Here is an 18,315-nt window from a genome sequence, read left to right as displayed (position 1 = left end):
AAAAAATGTAATTTGACAAAATTTTAGAAACAAAAAATTCTGTCAATTTTGAATATAATGAAAATATCAACAGAGAGGAAGAAGGGAAAAGATGAAAAACAATATCAAAAAAAATGTTACAACAGTGGCACTTACAACAGGTCTTGTAGCTAGCGTATTTAATCCGATGTCTATTACACACAATGTTCATGCACAAACAGTTTCAAAAGTAGAACAAGTTTTATCAGCTCTTACACCAGCACAACGTGAGGCGATTAAACAATTAAAAATCAGTGATAAAGAAGGGCTTCAAGTATCTGCTGATGTGGATTTAACAAGCGATGCGACTACTTCTGTTATCGTTGAATTTAAGGACAAGCCAGCAAATACAGCAGTAATGGTTGCACAAGTAGATGGATCAACTCTTTCTGAAGCAGATGCACAAGCAAAAGTAGATGCTTCTCATGACACATTTCAACATGATTTAAAAACGATTTTTAGTAAAGAGTTAAAAGAGAAGAAAAATCCATACAAAATTAAGCGTTCTTACAAAAAAGCATTTAACGGAGTTGCTATGACACTCCCTTCTAATAAAGTAAAAAGTTTGCTTAAATCTAGTGCGGTACAAGCAGTGTGGAGCGATTTACAAGTTCAGTTGGATGATCCATCTACTAAAGAACTAACGACTACTGAACAACAATCTTCAACTCATTCGATGGTAACGTTCCCTGGCGTTGAAAAACTTCATCAAGAAGGTTATACAGGAAAAGGCGTAAAAGTTGGTATTATTGATACTGGTATCGATTATAATCATCCAGATTTAAAAGGTGCTTTTAAAGGTGGATACGATTTTGTTGATAATGATAATGACCCGATGGAAACAACATATGCGGATTGGCAGAAATCAGGACTACCTGAAACAAGTGGTGGTGAAGCCTATTATACAGAGCATGGAACACATGTAGCTGGAATCATTGCGGGACAAGGTAAAAACAATGCGGACTATTCTGTAACAGGCGTTGCACCTGATGCTGATATTTACTCTTATCGTGTTCTAGGTGCATATGGATCTGGTCAAACTTCAGCAATTTTAGCAGGTATTGACAAAGCAGTTTCAGATGGAATGGATATCATCAGTATGTCACTTGGAGCAAACTATAATGACCCATTATACCCTACGGCTATTGCAGTAAATAATGCCGTCCTTACAGGGGTAACAGCAGTTGTTGCAGCAGGAAATTCTGGTAATAAAATGTATACATTAGGTACTCCAGGAAATGCTCCTTTGGCAATCACAGTTGGGGCAAGTGATACGTCTGTTACCATTCCACAATTTTCAGGAACTGCTCATCCATCAACAGGTGATACATCAGTTGCTATGAAACTAGCTGCACAAGGATATTCTGATAACGTAGCAGATTTACAGGGTCAAACATATAAATTGGTAAATGTAGGAGTTGGCACAGATGTTTCGTACTATAAACGCGATGCAAATGGTCAATATACGATTCCAAGAGATGTGAATGGAAAAATTGTTGTTGCAAAACGTGGTAGCGTATCTTTAGCAGATATCGTCACTACTGCTAAAAAGCATGGAGCAAAAGCCGTTATTTTAAGCAATGCAGATAACGATACATTACAAGATGTATTTTTAGGAAATACAGTTGGTTATATCCCAACCTTTTTAATAAGCAGTAAACAAGGTTATGCTATTACTGGTGATTTACCGTTAACAGTAGCAAAGTTAGATGCTTCAATCGACTTTACATTCGGTAATATGAGTCAAACTGTCACACAAGGTAATAAATTAGCAGACTTTAGTTCTAGAGGTCCATCTCGTGTGTTGTATGATATTAAACCAGAAGTAACAGCACCAGGGGTTTCTGTCTTCTCAACTGTACCTTCTTATATGCATAAGGATGATAATGGAAATGCATTAACTGATTATCAATATGCATATGAACGCTTATCTGGTACATCGATGGCTACACCGAATGTTTCTGGGGTAGCGGCATTGTTAAAACAAGCACACCCGGATATGACGCCTGCAGATATTAAGGCGACACTAATGAATACAGCCGATCCATTAAATGATAAATATAGTGTATATGAAGTAGGGGCAGGTCTAGTAGATCCGTACAAAGCCGTTCATGCTGGGACGGAAATTCAAGTGAAAGACCAGACGAAAACGTTAAGCAGTAATGCAAAAGATGCGGGTAGTGCTACACTTGCAAGTAAAGGAATCAAAACAATTAAAAATATTACTGGAGCTTTAAGCTTTGGTGAACAAGCTGCTGATGGTAAGGCTATTACAGATCAACGTTCAATGACTTTATTTAATAAAAGCTCTGAAGATAAAACATATGATGTAAAAGTACAATTCCAAACATTGGATGCACGCTTTACAAATGACTCTAGAGCAGACCAAGATGCAGCTACTAATGGCGTTACATTAGATGTGAAATCATCTATAAAAGTGAAACGATACAGCAGTGCGAATATGGATGCGACAATCAACGTTCCTAAGAGTGCTAAACTTGGTACTTATGAAGGGTATGTGGTGTACACAAATCAAAAGAACCCTGATGAAACGTATAAAGTACCATTTGCAATTCATACAGTAGATTCGGGTATTGATTATGTAAAAGGAGACCCAGCTGCGTTCACTCTACCTTATGAAGCAGGTAGCAATGCAACAAAGTGGTCAATTGGAGTAGACTTTAAACTAAAATCTCACATGCGTACGTTTGACTTCTTCCTTGTCGATCCAAAAACAAACGAAGAAATTGGTTACCTAGGCACAGCTGATGGAATGGGTGCGGATGAGAATATTGAGTATTATTTCCGCGGTGTATTGAACAACGGTCAATATTATCCTTTAACAGGAAACCCAGATAGTCCAATTACTTTTGATTATAAGGAAATTGACCCTGGATTATGGAAAATACGAATGGTTGGTACAAATGATAAAGGTGAAACCTTCGCGAGTGACGCTCCAGTTTATTATGGAGTAAAAGAGCCAAAGGTAACGTTGAACTATGAAGCAGGACAAATCGTTGAAACTGCTAACTCAACTGACAAAACTGTTACAGTAACAGGTAATGCGTTCGATAAAGACATAGCTGAAATGCAAGCAGCGGGAATTAGTGCTTCACAAGGCGAAAATAAAATGTATTATTATAATCCAAATAATTCGAATGAAATTAATATTCCTGTAGACCAAAATGGGAATTTCAATTCGACTATTCCATTAGCTACAGCTGGCCCAATATCATTACCAATTACAGAGTATGATTTCTACGACAGAGATAAATCAACTGTAGAAAATTATGGAAGTTTTAAAGACGTATACTTTGTGAAAAAAGGTACTGCTTATTCTACAGCAATTGCCGATAAACAAAGAATTAACATGGGTGATTCAACAACATTAACGTTCTCAACAAAAAATATTGCAACGAAAGTGAAAAAAGCGGAATACTCATTCCTATATCCAGCCCAGTACCTAGATGTTGTGAATGTTAAGTCACATGGTACATTTAGTGGAAAACTAGATGTTCAATATACATCTACACCATTCAACAATACTTACAATAAAATGACGATTACGGCAACTGCACTTGGTGACCTAGCGACTACAGGAATTACTGGAGATACTTCTTTAGTAGACCTAACGTTTAAAGCAAAAGATAAATACTACAAAGGCGGAATGCAGTTTGAAGATCCGAATGGGTCATCTAGATTCTTTAGTGCTGTCTATACTAATGTAGATGATAGTAAGGTAACAACTCAAGGTATTCAACCTTATTTCTACATTACACCTACTTATTCTCTAATGAGGGGGGCAGTTCAGGCGGAAGGATTAGTTACAGGAATTAACACAGCAGGAGAACTTGTTGCGAAAAAGATTGATTTTAACAAAGCCGGTACAAAAATTAGTGTGAAAGATTCCGATGGAAAAGAATACGGAGTAGCTGATCCTTTAGGATTTAGCTCAATTTCTCCAAATGGTTTTACATCTAGGTTACCAATCACAGATAAACCATTTACATTATCAATTGACGTGCCAGGACACTTCACATTCAAGAAAGATTTTACAGTTGGTTTGAAAGAAGACGGTAAAGTGACAGCTGGATCTAAACCAGTTGATTATAGCTATATCCCTGGTGGAGATGTCAATAAAGATAATGTAATTGACGTAAAAGATGCTTTATACATTCAAACTTATTGGGGTACAAATAAACGTGATGCTGATATCAACTATGATGGAGTGGTTGATGAGAAAGATATGCAGTACGTAATTAATAACTACCTAATGCAAAACCCATTTGTTGACAATTCACCAAAAGCAGTTAAGAAATATAAAGGCGAAACTGTAGATGATGTTTTAATTGATCTTGGTTTAGAGTAATAGAATAATAGGTAATCTTTAATCGGTGACGATCAATGATCGTTACCGATTTTTTTGTGGAAACGTAAACCCTAGGCTAGGCCTAGGGCTCTAAAAAGCTTGCAGCGAGGTATTAAAAAAATTCCCCCGAGGTGCTAAACTATTTTCTGTTCGCCAACCAATATAGCAGCATACGGAGGAAATTTTATGTCAAAAGACAGTAATATTTTAGAAGATGCAGCGTGTAAGAATCATATTCATATGTTAGTTAGCATTTCACCAGAGATCAGTGTGTCAGCATTTTTTAAGGGGAAAAGTAGTTTAATGATTTAAATAATCCAAGTTTTGTATCTAAATAATTTAGTTGCAATTCATCGATCGCATACTTTAATTTAACAACTTCAGAGGATGATCAGAAAATCGATTATCCTCTTTTTCACGTTATGGCATGTTTGTTAAAGAAGGAATCTAATTTATTTATGTTGAATTAGTTACAAATTGCATTTATAAACTGATTTGGTAACTGGTCAATATTTAATGTGATTTCAAAGGAGCGAGGAAGGTAAAATGAATCAATCCTATTTTTATTTAAAACTAGAAATACATCAATTACATATGTCATATAAAAATGAAAAACGTCGCGTACGTGTTTTATTGCCGAAAAATTATGATGAAGATGAGGCTGAAAATTATCCGGTTGTCTATATGCATGATGGGCAAAATGTTTTCTACAGTAGTGAATCTTATAGCGGGTATTCATGGAAAGTTATTTCGGCAATTAAACTAAACCCCGATTTACCGAAGATGATTGTTGTCGGTATCGATAACGCTGATCAAGATCGAATTAATGAATATACACCTTGGAAAATTACTGAAAGTCCACTTCCTGAAGATATTGAATTAGGAGGTAAAGGCGCGGAGTTTGCTAAGTTTGTCATGACCGTCGTGAAGCCGTTTATCGATCAGCATTATCGAACTAAATCGGATAAATATCATACAGCGATGATTGGTAGTTCACTTGGAGGCAATATCTCAGCTTTTATGGGGATTGAATATAAAGATCAAATTGGTGCTTTAGGTATTTTTTCTTTAGCTAATTGGATTACAAGTAAAGCCTTTGACAGTTATCTTGCTAGTGAAGAGTTGGATCCCAATCAACGCGTGTACATTCAAGTTGGGACTCAAGAAGGCGATGATACCGATCGGAAATTGATGTATGGCAATATGAAACAAGCATATATCGATTGCTCGCTTAAGTATTATAAACAACTAATAAAAGGTTCTATTCCGATTGATAATATTTGTTTGAATATTTTTGCGGATGAAGAACATGATGAAAAAGCTTGGGCAAAACACTTGCCAGAATGTTTACGTTTCTTAAGTGAAAAGTGGTCTTGAATGAACGTGTACCTCAGCTATTATATATTTAAATTTTTTATATTGTGAGAGGAGCTTTTTAATGAATTATATTTTGATATCACCTTATTATCCAAGTAATTTTCAGGCATTTGCTCATCGTTTAAAAGACGAAGGTGTTAATGTTTTAGGAATTGGCGAAGAGTTATATGACCAATTAGGTTCCGAATTGCAAAACTCTCTAACAGAATATTATCGAGTGAATAATCTAGAAGATATAGATGAAGTGAAACGTGCTGTTGCTTTTTTATTTTATAAACATGGTCCAATTGATCGCATTGAATCCAATAACGAACACTGGCTAGAACTTGATGCGCAGTTGCGTGAGCAATTTAACGTGTATGGGAATAAAACGAATGACTTGAAAAAAGTTAAACATAAATCTGAGATGAAGAAGCTGTTTAAAAAAGCAGGTGTGCCTGTTGTAGATGGAAAAATCGTTAAAACTAAAAAGGATTTATCTAAAGCCATTGATCAATTAGGTTTGCCAGTTATTGCTAAACCAGATAATGGAGTTGGAACAGCTGCAACCTTTAAATTATGTTCAGAAGAAGCTGTGCGTCAATTTGAAGAAGAATGGGGAGAGGAACAGGTCTACTTTTTAGAACCATATGTCGAAGGTGGCGTACTTTGTACATTTGATGGTTTAGTGGATCAGAAAGCTAACATCGTTTTCCAAACCAGCTTTACATATAATGTACCAACTCTGGAACTTGTTAAGGATCAGTTGGATTTAGCTTATGTGATTCAAAAAGAAATTGATCCAAAGCTTGAAAATTATGGAAAGGCAATTGTGGAAACTTTTGGCATGAAAGAGCGCTTTTTCCATATTGAGTTTTTTAAATTAGAAGATGGAAGCTATGTTGCACTTGAATATAATAATCGCTTAGCTGGCGGGTACACAATCGATATGTACAATTTCGCATACTCCATCGATTTATTTGCTCAGTATGCCACCCTTGTGACAGGAGGAGAATTTAAGGAGCCCGCTGTCGAAAACCAGTTTTGTGTCGGTGTTACACAGCGCGATGCTTATGAATATAAAAATGATACGAATGCTATTTATGAACGATTTGGTGACCGTGTGAAGTTTGAAAAGCGAATACCAGAAGCGTTTGCCAAACTGCAAGGAAATCAATTTTATGCTATTAATGCAGATTCGCAAGAAGAAGTCGATGAAATTATCAGTTTTGTACATGAACGAAAAAAATACAGCCTTGTAAACGTATAGGGATAGGAGATTTTTCGATGCATATTGAACAGTTAACCCATTGGAGTGGCGAATTAGGACGTGAAATGCCGTTAAACAGATATGGACACAGTGGCATGCCAATCTTAGTTTTTCCTTCATCCGGAGGGACGCATTTTGAATACAATAATTTTGGAATGATTGATGTATGTCATGAATTTATTGAATCCGGAAAAGTTCAGTTTTTTACATTGGCTAGTGTAGATAGTGAAAGTTGGCTACACGATTCAAAACCGGTTCATGACCGTGCATTAGCTCATGAAGCATATGACCGATATGTGATTTCAGAAGCTATTCCATTTATTAAACATAAAACAGGTTGGTTTGATCCAATGATGACAACAGGCTGTAGTATGGGTGCATACCATGCATTAAATTTTCTCTTGAGACATCCGGATGTCTTCCAAACAACCGTTGCACTTAGCGGTGTTTACGATGTGCGTTTCTTTTTTGGTGATTACGGAAATGATCCTCTTGTATATGAAAATTCACCGAGTGATTACATATGGAATCAAAATGACGGCTGGTTTATTGATCGATATCGTTCAGCAGATATCATTATTTGTACTGGGATGGGTGATTGGGAACAAGATGGGCTGCCTTCATACAATACATTAAAAGAGGCTTTTGAAGAAAAACAAATTAAAGCATGGTTTGATGAGTGGGGCGAAGATGTTTCGCATGATTGGGTTTGGTGGAGACGCCAAATGCCGTATTATTTAGAGGAATTATTTCAATAAAATGTCAAAAAACATTAGTGCAGTTGATTTGCTTCTAATTGGAATCATACGTATAGAGAAGCTGTAAACCTTGGTAGTATAGGGTTTACGGCTTTTTCCATTTATTCAGTGTACATATAAAATTAATACGAAATATAATTGTACCAATTTGGTGCTAAAACGATCATTTTATTAGCCGAATAACTTATTCAATCTTTGAATAACCTCTTTTTGTAATCAATCCTTTAAATATAAATTCAACGAATAAAAATAGATATTGATCATTATATTGTAGGAATATAAATTTAATGCACGTTAAATATTAATGGGCATTAAAATTTTATATTAATTAATTTTTAATGCTACTAAAAATTTAACGATAATAAAATGTATAAAAGGGGGGAATAAGTTGGAAGGAAAGAACGATTATATTGAAAGAATTCAATTTGCACTTCAAGCTTCTATCCAAACGATGCAGCCTAAGTTAATAGATACTTTGGAGCATCATGGCGTTACAGCTACGCAATTCCATGTACTAATTTACTTACGAAAACATGAAAGGTGCAAAATGTCCGAAATCGTAGAATTCTTGGAAGTTAAACCTAGCGCGGTATCTTTTATGATCGACCGACTAGAAAATAACAACATAGTTTATAGAGAGAATGATAAAAAAGATAGACGTGTTGTAAATATTTTGTTAACAGAAGAAGGGATAGAAAAGATAGATTTAGTGATTCAGGATCGAAAAGAAATGTTTGAAAATATTCTGCTCAATTTTGAAGAAGATGAGCTCTTACAATTTGTAAAGATTACTGAGAAAATTGCCACTATAGCAGCTGAATTATAGTTAATATCTCAAAATCTCGTTTTGTAAGATTAGAAGAATAATTGTAAATGAAGCGATTTCTGTAATTTTAAGAATAGTTTGAATTATATTAGAATGTTGGACTTTATTCGCCTAAAAGTTAATACAAATTAATATACGTAATCGAGGTGACTTAATATTAAAACTTATGTTGTGACAGGTGGCTCTGGCTTTATAGGTTCGCATATTTGTGAACAACTAATAAAGAAAGGGAATAGGGTTATTAATATTGACAACTTCACAAACTTTTATGATTACAAAATAAAGATTAAAAATGTTCTTGAAAGCACTCAAATGGATGTGAATTTTGAGTTTCTTAATAAAACAGAAGATTTGAATCGTTTAGTTAAAATAGTTGATCAACCTAATTATCGTTTATGTTTGGTTGATATTAGAGATTATGGTAGCTTAGGTGCTGTTTTTCAGGAGGAAACGATTGATTGTGTAATTCACTTAGCTGGATATGCTGGTGTAAGACCATCACTTGAGGATCCAAAAATTTATATCGATGTCAATATTCAAGGAACTCTAACACTACTAGAATTAATGAAAGAGTATAATGTCAAAAAATTAATTTTTGCATCATCTTCTTCTGTATATGGAAATAATAAAACTGTACCTTTTTCAGAAAATGATAATGTAGATTTTGCTATTTCTCCATATGCAGCAACAAAGAAAAGTGGTGAAGTGATTTGTCATACATATCATCATCTATATGGGATCGATATGATGCTTCTTAGATTTTTCACAGTTTATGGAGAAAGGCAACGACCTGATCTTGCGATTCATAAATTTACGAAATTTATCGACGAAGAAAGGCCCATTCCTTTTTATGGAGATGGTCTATCTGAAAGGGATTATACGTATATTGGAGATATTATAGATGGAATGGAAAAGTCTTTACGATATTTAGAAGAACATAGTCATGTTTATGAAATTATTAATTTAGGTGAGAGTACGACAATAACCCTAAAACAAATGGTCGTTACAATTGAGAATATATTAGGTAAAAAGGCTACTTTAGAAAAACTACCTACTCAACCAGGTGATGTTCAAAAAACGTATGCTGATATTTCGAAAGCAAAGAGATTAGTTAATTATAAGCCGAATACTAATTTTGAGGATGGTATTAAGCAATTTATTAAATGGTATAGGAGGGATAAATATGACTAAATTATCTGTTGTAGCACCAATTTATAATGAAGAAGAAAATATAAAAAATCTTTATCAATCGATCACAAATGCAGTAAAAGACAAAGTAAAAGAATATGAAATTATACTAGTTGATGATGGTAGTAAAGATAATAGTGCAAATTTACTAGAGCAATTGTCAAAAGCAGATTCCCATGTCAAGCCTATCTATTTTGAAAAAAATTGTGGCCAGACCGCTGCACTATGGGCTGGGATGAGGCAAGCTAAAGGAGAGTATATTTCATTAATTGATGCTGATCTACAAACTGATCCTCACGATATACTCACTTTAATGCCATATATGAAGGAATATGATTTCGCAAACGGGATGAGGTTAAAGCGTCGAGATACGTATATTAAAAAAATCTCTTCTCGTATTGGAAATGGTGTTAGAAATAAGTTAACTAACGACATAATCTATGATACTGGTTGTCCGATGAAACTAATGAAACGAGAGGTTGCCCAAAGTTTATATTTACATGAAGGGATGCATCGGTTTTTACCAACTTTAGCTAAAATGAATGGGTTCAATGTGATTGAGGTCGAAGTTAGCCACAGAGAAAGAGAATATGGAGTATCAAAGTATGGGGTTTTTAATAGAGCTTTTGTAGGGCTAATGGATGCAGTTGTTATAGGCTGGCTAAAAAAACGAGTGATTCAATATAAAATTAAGTCATAGCATTGTTATCTGATCCATCTTTACATTTTAATGAAGGCAGATAAAAGAAAAAGATAGGAGAGGGTTTCATCAAATGACTATATCCACTAGAGATTTACTTTGGATTACTTTTGGATTTATTGGTCAGGCCTTATTTTCCTTACGATTTTTAACTCAATGGTTAGCTAGTGAAAAGGCTAAAAAGACGATAATTCCTTTTTCATTTTGGGTCTACAGTATTCTAGGATCAATAATTCTTTCGATTTATGCTATTTATCGTAAAGACCCTGTATTTATTCTCGGTCAACTCCCTAGTGTATTTGTATATATACGAAATGTAATGATCTATCGTGGGAATAATAAAAAGAATGAAGAGAATAAGACATCAACTCTAAGTGGTTAAAAAATTCTTCGATTAGGTAGTCAGAGCAATCTTTATTATTTTTATCATTACAATGAGAACATCTTTTTATAGATGAAATGTGCTTTGGAGTATTAATACTTTTTGTGAAAATCTGAATAAGATTATTAGTTCTGTATTCATAACTAGAAGGTTATTTAGATCATTATTTTAAAAGATAAGGGTGAATAATACATGGAAATTGCCGTTGTCGGAACTGGATACGTTGGCTTGGTAACGGGGGTTTGTCTAGCAGAAAAAGGACATACAGTTTCTTGTATCGATACGGATGATCGAAAAGTAGCCTTATTGAAGTCAGGAGTGTCTCCTTTTTATGAACCTTATTTAGAAGATTTAATGCGAAAGAATATGAAGAGGTTATGCTTTACAACAAATCATAAACAAGCTTTTAAAGATGCGGATGTTATATTTATTGGAGTAGGAACTCCGGAAAATCTAGATGGTTCTGTCAATTTAAATTACATTTACGAAGCGGTTATCCAGATTGCTATGTTTGTTGAAAAAGACTGTATAGTGGTAATTAAATCAACTGTACCTGTTGGAACAAATGATCTGATTGAGGAATTAATAAAATCTAATAAAAAGAATAATGTCGCGATAAGAATTGCTTCAAATCCAGAGTTTTTGTCTCAAGGTACAGCCGTTCTTGATACATTAAATCCTGCTAGAATCGTTATTGGCGTAGAAGAGAAAGTTGTAGAAGATATCTTAAGGGATGTATATATCGATTTTGATTCTGCCATCATCGTTACCAATCGCAAAAGTGCTGAGATGATTAAATATGCTTCAAATAATTTTTTGGCTTTAAAAGTTTCATATATTAATGAAATAGCAAATCTTTGTGAATTCACAGGAGCAAATATTGATGAAGTTGCTTATGGGATGGGCTTGGACAGTCGTATAGGTAATAAGTTCTTAAGCGCTGGAATAGGGTACGGTGGATCCTGTTTTCCAAAAGATACAAAAGCACTATACGAGCAAGCTAATTCATATAAATATGAGTTGAAAACTGTTAAAGCTGCTATAGATGTAAACGAAAATCAAAAACTAATATTACTAAAGAAATCAAGAAAATATTTTGATAGCTTAAAAGGATTAGAAGTTGCGGTACTTGGGCTTACATTTAAACCTAATACAGATGATTTAAGAGAGTCTCCATCGCTAATGAATATTCCGATTATGATCGAAGAAGGAGCGAAAGTAAGAGCTTGGGATCCTGTTGGAGTTGAAAATTTTCAAAAAACACATCCTGAACACATAAATTATTACAGTACAATTGAAGAAACGATTAGAGGAGCAGATATTTGTTTTATCTTTACTGAGTGGGATGAAGTGAAAAAATTTGACTTGTTAAACTATATGAAATTAATGCGAAATCCAATTATTCTTGATGGAAGAAACTGCTATGATCTTAATAGTGCTAAGAAAGCTAACATCATTTATGATTCGATTGGGAGACAGAAAATTTCGTCATTTAAATATGATTTTATAAACGATTTCAAACAAGTATTGAATAATTAAATGAATGATCACTATAGTTCACAAGTGTCTAGTAAACACACATAGTCCTGGGTACAGACGACAAACTAAAAAAAAGGAGTGGCTTAGAGTCTACTCCTTTTAATTATTTTTTGGAAATCTAGTTGAGCGGATTAAAGGGTCAACAATATCGTTCTAGCCATTAATTGGTCTCCAATATTAAACTCTATATCGTTTATGGTTTGTTCAGCCATTTTTTGATTGAACTCATTTTTGGTTTATACGACAGATCTATAAGTTTTTGTATACTAACCAACATATTGTTGGAAATTGATTATTGAACAGAAACGGATAACATTATAAAATTTTAAAGTAATTAAAAGGTAATTAAAAGATGGCCATGTTGCCCAAATAATGAGTTGGGAATTTATGGTCGATAATAAATTGCTATTCCATTTACATTTAACTTAAATGGAATTTTATTGTGTTCAAGAAAATAATGGAGATGATTTTAAAAATAGAAAATGGGGAAATATCATTCTATTTGATATGACGACTTGAATGAATAGAAACGATTTATGATTTTACAATTAAACGTGAAAGGAGAACCTAAATGCAACTTCAAATTTATCAGTGGATATCATTTCAACAATTACAACATTTCGTAACTGTTCATAAAAACTTAGGTGTTCTGATCGCGTTTTTGATTCCATTTGCGGATTCTTTTTTGGGAATTATTCCACTTGGGGCAATATGCGCTGCGAACGTCAACGCGTTCGGATTTTGGACAGGATTTTTAGCAACCTATGTTGGTAGTGTTTTAGGCACTACTGGTATGTACTTCTTATTAAAAATGACTGGCGCAAAATGGCTAGAGCGTTTTATTCAAAAGAAAAAGAAAGGGAACTCTGGTATGAGCTGGTTAAATAACAGTGGATTTGGTCCAGTGTTTCTCTGGTTTTGCATCCCGTTTTGCCCATCTTTCATAACGAATATTTTTGCATCGATGTCTAAAATCAGACCTCGTATCTATATATTTGGATTCGCAATGGGGAAACTTGTTGCATTGTTGCTCATTAGTTTTGTTGGCCAGGATTTAGATGATTTCTTCAAAGAACCTCTTGAGTCAATTCTAGTTTTGGTAGCTATATTTTTATTATGGTTTGTTGGTAAAAAGGTTGAAAAGAAATTTACGATGCAGCGAGAGAAAATGCACTTATAATAGTAGAAAACCACTGAAAACATTTCAGTGGTTTTCTTATTTTATTTATAAATTATAGCTCTTAAAAAATCCGTTGAACGCTTAATATATGATCTAATTACTCTTTCACCAACAACTTTTCTCTCGCTTGCTCAGCTGCTTCAACCATCACCTTTAATGCAGCAATCGTTTCATCAGTACCTCGCGTTTTCAAACCGCAATCAGGATTAATCCAGAACAGCTTCGGATTGATTACTTGAAGGGCACGATCAATATTTCTTGTGAGTTCTTCAACCTTTGGGACACGAGGACTATGAATATCATATACGCCAAGGCCAATCCCTTTCTCGTATGTATTTTCTTCAAAAGCAAAAATTAACTCACCGTGACTTCTTGATGTTTCAATCGAAATAACGTCAGCATCGAGCGCATTAATTGCATCGATAATATCTTCAAAGTTTGAGTAGCACATATGAGTATGAATTTGTGTATCGTTTTGTACAGATGCTGTTGCGAGTTTAAATGCATAAACAGCAACATTCAGATAGCTTTCCCAGTTTTCGCGTTTTAATGGTAGCCCTTCACGAATTGCTGGTTCATCGACTTGAATCATACGAATTCCGTTTTTCTCGAGCGTTTCAACTTCTGTTCTAAGTGCAAGTGCAATTTGATTTGCAACATCGTAACGTGAAATATCATCTCGTACAAATGACCAGTTTAAAATTGTTATTGGACCTGTTAACATGCCTTTAACAGGCTTAGTTGTTAATGATTGGGCATACACGGATTCTTTAACTGTCATTGGTTCTAGATAAGATACATCTCCATAAATAAGTGGGGGTTTTACGCAACGAGAGCCGTATGACTGTACCCAACCAAATTTTGTGAATTGGAAACCAGCTAATTTTTCTCCAAAATATTCAACCATATCAGTTCGTTCAAATTCACCATGTACAAACACATCTAAGCCAAGTTCTTCTTGAATCGCAATCCATCTTTTGATTTCTGCATAAATAAACTCTTCATATTGCGCATTCGTTAATTCACCTTTACGCCATTTTGAACGCTGACCTCTTACTTCTTGTGTTTGAGGGAAACTTCCAATTGTTGTAGTTGGTAGAAGCGGTAATTGGAAAGACTTTTCTTGAATGGCTTGACGAACTTTATAGGATTCTTCACGCTCCACACTATACGTATGCAAGTTTTGAATGGCTTTCTGAACATGTTTATTGTTTCGAACGGATGATTTATTTAATGCTTGAATTGCATTTGTACTTGCTTCAATTTCTGCTTGAATCGAAGTTTTCCCATCTTGTAAACCTTTTGCTAATACAAAAATTTCATTTAGTTTTTCATCAGCAAAAGATAGCGCAACCTTTAGCACATCATCAATTGTACTTTCATTATTCGCTGTTACAGGAGAATGTAATAAGCTTGATGAAGGTTGGATAATAAGCTGATCCTTTGAAACGAACTCAGTGATTTCTTCAAGAAGGGCATATTTATGCTCAAGATTTGCACGCCATATGTTACGTCCGTCAATCACACCAGCAGCAAGTACTTTATCTTTTGGGAAACCATATTTTTTAATGGCAGCAAGGTTACGACCGTTATCATAAATAAAATCAAGACCAATTCCTTGAACAGGGAGTGAAACTACTTCTTCGTAGAAATCAACGCTCTCAAAATAAGTTTGAAGAATCACATTCACATTAGGTGCTGCTTCATGCAATGCTTCATATATATCGTTAAATAATGCAACTTCTTCTTTTGAAATAGATGTAGATAAGATTGGTTCATCTATTTGAACCCACTCAACACCTTCTGTTTGTAATTCTCGTAATAGATCGGCATAAAGTGGTACAAATTGATTTACAATCTTTTTAAACTCAGTTTCTTTATATCCTTTAGACAGTTTTACAAATGTTACTGGCCCCAAGATAACTGGTTTCCCTTCAATACCAAGCTTTTGTTTAGCCTCTTTATAAAATTGTAGTGGACGGTTATCGACAAGAGTAGGTGCTACTTCTCCCAATTCTGGAACAATATAGTGATAGTTTGTGTTAAACCATTTTGTCATTTCAGATGCAACTGCACTTTTTGAACCGCGTGCTATTTCAAAATAAGTTTCAAGTGATACTTTTCCTCCTGCATATTCAAAGCGCTTAGGTACGAGACCGAACATAACAGTTGTGTCGAGAACATGGTCATATAAGCTAAAATCTCCTACTGGAATTAAATCGATACCTTGATTTTTTTGCTTTTGAAGATGCTGCAAACGAATCGCTTCAATTTGCTTTAAAAAATCTTCTTTTTCTAGTTTACCTGCCCAAAATTGTTCAAGTGCTTTTTTCCATTCACGCTTTTCACCAATTCTTGGATAACCTATATTTGAACTTTTTACACTGTTTACCATTCTAATACACTCCTTATATGTTTGCTTTTGTATTTTCTTCCCAACAAAAAAGTCTCCCTTTTCAAATAGAAAAGAGAGACTCATACGCATAACTAACTAGAGTTGAGATATTGCTGATCCCAAATCACGTATTCCTCACTCCCCCCTATACATCCGTAGGTACAAGCGCATACAATAGGCAGGTCTCCTGACTTAGGATCAAACGCTTCTTATCCCTTCCCATTTCAGAGAATGAAACAGTGGTTGAATGATAAGTTGCTCCCCAATACAGTGGCGGGACCGTGTCGGATTCTAACCGACTTCCCTTTTAAGCTGTGTAAATAATTCTTAACAGCACCTTTTGCATTTTTATGAAATTATTATTAAGAAAATTGAAGATGATCATTTCTAACAAACCTTCAAAACGACAAAAGCCCTCGCTACTTTATAAGTGAGAGGGCTACAAAATTTATGGAATCCTCTCTTATTTTCCAAAGCAATTTGCTTTGCAGGAATTAGCACCTTTTCAACAAAAAACGTTGAATGGTTGCCGGGCATCATCGGGCCAGTCCCTCCGCCACTCTCAATAAGAGTTTAATAATTTATAATGTTTTGAATTAATTGTCATGATAGCATGATAAACATAGTCTGTCAAAATAAAATAAAAAATGTTCGCTACAGAAAAGTTTAAAAAAGAGGGAATGTATATTTTGTATATATAGATAATACATTAGAATCAATCCAGAACACGGTTAGATTCAGTGGTCTAAGTAATTTTATTTTGATCTAGTTCTTAACTAAAAATTTTTTTGATCAACTTTACAATCCTACTACTCGGTGATACAATGTACCTGTACTTAGCAATACTGAATACCAGTAATACTAAATAGTTAAATTTTTTTTAAAAAAAGGTTCACATTTCTTCTACTTAGTAATACTATATACTATTACTAAGTAATACGGAGTATCAGTCGCACTAGATAGCTGAAAAAGAGTTCATATAAAAATGAACAGTAAAAGCATTGATCTATAGGCTATTTAGTTTTTCTATTGTCCGGTACTAAGTATTACTGAATATCTGTATCACTAATTAGTAGAAAGTGTGTTTTGTGCTCAGCTAATTGCTGTTTAAGTTAATAGACCTAAAAATTATTTCACAAAAGTAAAAAGGAGGTGTACGCTATGGAAAATTTAACAGAAATGCTTAAAGGTTCATTGGAAGGTTGTGTACTTGAAATCATCAGTCGCGGTGATACTTACGGCTACGAAATTACTCGTCTTCTTAATGACTTAGGATTCACTGAAGTTGTCGAAGGAACAGTCTACACCATTTTGATTCGGTTGGAAAAGAAAGAGATGGTAAATATCGAGAAAAAACGGTCTGAAATGGGACCGCCTCGTAAGTTTTATTCATTAAACGAAGCAGGGCGTGAGGAATTACAACAATTTTGGAAAAGATGGAATTTTGTTTCATCAAAAATCAATATACTAAAGGGGGAACGATAGTATGAAAAAATTTATTGAGTTAATCATTGGTGATATAGAAAGCAAAAAAGAATATAAAGCATTTATGAAAAAGGTAAATTCTCTACCGAAAGATTACGCATTTGTGTTCAAAAAGATTCAAAAGTACATGTGGAATTTCGGTTATGGATTTGGTGAAGAAATCATTAATTTGTATGAACTGTTTGAGGCTAGTTCAGCAGAAGGAAAGCATGTGCTAGATGTAACCGGTGAAGACGTAGCAGCATTTGCCGACGAATTGATGGCTCTCTCTAAACTAGGTGGAGAATCGTCAGGCTTTTTCGGAGGTAAAGTAGAGTTGGAAAAAGATATTGAGAGTAGAGTCGAACAGCAAGTAAAGATATGGACGAATAAAAAATAAAAGTAGGGGGCTAAAAAAATGGTGAATTTTTTCAAAAAGATACTTGATGACAAAAAAGAATACAAAGAAATGATGGCGCGAGTAGAAGCATTGCCAGTCGATTACCAAGAAGCCTATAAAAAAATCTGCAACTATATGTGGAGTTTTGCTTCTGGAAGTGGCATGGATATGTTGAGAATTCAGTATGATCTTATTGATTTGTTTGAAGCAGGTGCAGCAGATAGCAAAGACGTATTAGAAGTGACAGGTGAAGACGTTACAGCATTCGCTAATGAACTTACTGATCAAGCGAAAAGATGGGATGATAAATTACGTAATAATTTGAACAAAAGCATTCTAGATCGATTGGGTAAGAAAAAATAAAATCATCAGTTACATTTATCAAATAAGTATTTCATAAGTGATATTTGTATGTCTGTATAGATAAATCCAGCTGCAGGCGCAACTTACGCTTAGAGCGCGCGCCTTCA

The 18,315-nt window shown here is 34.4% G+C and carries 14 protein-coding genes, 1 pseudogene and 2 riboswitches; of the genes and pseudogenes, 14 read left to right on the top strand and 1 reads right to left on the bottom strand.

The annotated features are described in order from the left end of the window. Positions 1 to 91 precede the first annotated feature (91 nt). The 11 genes and pseudogenes from ACFCYN_RS13830 to ACFCYN_RS13780 all read left to right on the top strand — a co-directional run bounded on the left by ACFCYN_RS13830 (position 92) and on the right by ACFCYN_RS13780 (position 13,586). Complete coding sequence (locus ACFCYN_RS13830; RefSeq protein WP_375949876.1) at positions 92 to 4,387, top strand: S8 family serine peptidase; 4,296 nt, start codon at positions 92 to 94, stop codon at positions 4,385 to 4,387. Positions 4,388 to 4,579: 192 nt separating this feature from the next. Further along, positions 4,580 to 4,696 (top strand): annotated as a pseudogene (locus tag ACFCYN_RS13825) (transposase); the annotation flags it as partial. A 237-nt stretch (positions 4,697 to 4,933) separates the two neighbouring features. Next, entirely contained in the window at positions 4,934 to 5,764 is an 831-nt protein-coding gene (locus ACFCYN_RS13820) for an alpha/beta hydrolase (RefSeq protein WP_172445553.1), read from the top strand. Between the two features lie 61 nt (positions 5,765 to 5,825). Continuing rightward, a complete protein-coding gene (locus tag ACFCYN_RS13815; RefSeq protein WP_375949874.1) occupies positions 5,826 to 7,013 on the top strand; it encodes an ATP-grasp domain-containing protein in 1,188 nt (395 codons plus the stop codon). A gap of 17 nt (positions 7,014 to 7,030) precedes the next feature. Continuing rightward, entirely contained in the window at positions 7,031 to 7,771 is a 741-nt protein-coding gene (locus ACFCYN_RS13810; protein ID WP_172445551.1) for an esterase family protein, read from the top strand. A 388-nt stretch (positions 7,772 to 8,159) separates the two neighbouring features. After that, complete coding sequence (locus ACFCYN_RS13805; protein ID WP_172445550.1) at positions 8,160 to 8,597, top strand: MarR family winged helix-turn-helix transcriptional regulator; 438 nt, start codon at positions 8,160 to 8,162, stop codon at positions 8,595 to 8,597. Between the two features lie 171 nt (positions 8,598 to 8,768). Next, positions 8,769 to 9,788 (top strand): GDP-mannose 4,6-dehydratase, encoded by a 1,020-nt coding sequence (locus tag ACFCYN_RS13800; protein ID WP_216854208.1) that lies wholly within the window; start codon positions 8,769 to 8,771, stop codon positions 9,786 to 9,788. Further along, positions 9,781 to 10,485, top strand: coding sequence for a glycosyltransferase family 2 protein (locus ACFCYN_RS13795; RefSeq protein WP_172445549.1), 705 nt, complete (start codon positions 9,781 to 9,783; stop codon positions 10,483 to 10,485). The genes ACFCYN_RS13800 and ACFCYN_RS13795 overlap by 8 nt, the downstream gene beginning before the upstream one ends. A 73-nt stretch (positions 10,486 to 10,558) precedes the next feature. Continuing rightward, positions 10,559 to 10,867, top strand: a complete 309-nt coding sequence (locus tag ACFCYN_RS13790) for a lipid-A-disaccharide synthase N-terminal domain-containing protein (RefSeq protein WP_098117301.1) — start codon at positions 10,559 to 10,561, stop codon at positions 10,865 to 10,867. Positions 10,868 to 11,059: 192 nt separating this feature from the next. Next, entirely contained in the window at positions 11,060 to 12,406 is a 1,347-nt protein-coding gene (locus ACFCYN_RS13785; RefSeq protein ID WP_172445548.1) for a UDP-glucose dehydrogenase family protein, read from the top strand. Between the two features lie 571 nt (positions 12,407 to 12,977). Continuing rightward, complete coding sequence (locus ACFCYN_RS13780) at positions 12,978 to 13,586, top strand: TVP38/TMEM64 family protein (protein WP_172445547.1); 609 nt, start codon at positions 12,978 to 12,980, stop codon at positions 13,584 to 13,586. Positions 13,587 to 13,683: 97 nt separating this feature from the next. Here the strand turns inward: ACFCYN_RS13780 and metE are convergent, their stop codons facing one another. Beyond that, the gene (gene metE, locus ACFCYN_RS13775) at positions 13,684 to 15,981 is read right to left on the bottom strand and encodes a 5-methyltetrahydropteroyltriglutamate--homocysteine S-methyltransferase (protein WP_375949870.1); all 2,298 of its coding nucleotides are present in this window, start codon (positions 15,979 to 15,981) and stop codon (positions 13,684 to 13,686) included. 160 nt (positions 15,982 to 16,141) lie between these two features. Then, positions 16,142 to 16,337, bottom strand: a riboswitch (cobalamin riboswitch). Between the two features lie 104 nt (positions 16,338 to 16,441). After that, positions 16,442 to 16,553: riboswitch (SAM riboswitch) on the bottom strand. Positions 16,554 to 17,142: 589 nt separating this feature from the next. On the opposite strand from metE, the gene ACFCYN_RS13770 reads away from it, so the two are divergent. From ACFCYN_RS13770 to ACFCYN_RS13760, 3 genes are read left to right on the top strand one after another with little or no spacing between them, the layout of a single operon-like run. Next, positions 17,143 to 17,466, top strand: coding sequence for a PadR family transcriptional regulator (locus ACFCYN_RS13770; RefSeq protein WP_172445545.1), 324 nt, complete (start codon positions 17,143 to 17,145; stop codon positions 17,464 to 17,466). A 1-nt stretch (position 17,467) separates the two neighbouring features. After that, positions 17,468 to 17,845: a DUF1048 domain-containing protein gene (locus ACFCYN_RS13765; protein ID WP_172445544.1), complete on the top strand. Its 378-nt coding sequence runs from the start codon at positions 17,468 to 17,470 to the stop codon at positions 17,843 to 17,845. 18 nt (positions 17,846 to 17,863) lie between these two features. After that, positions 17,864 to 18,208: a DUF1048 domain-containing protein gene (locus ACFCYN_RS13760; protein WP_172445543.1), complete on the top strand. Its 345-nt coding sequence runs from the start codon at positions 17,864 to 17,866 to the stop codon at positions 18,206 to 18,208. Positions 18,209 to 18,315 lie beyond the last annotated feature (107 nt).

Origin of the sequence: Gottfriedia sp. NPDC056225 (genome assembly GCF_042267765.1) — a bacterium.
Lineage (GTDB): Bacteria > Bacillota > Bacilli > Bacillales > Bacillaceae_G > Gottfriedia.
This window is presented reverse-complemented; position numbering and strand designations above follow the sequence as displayed.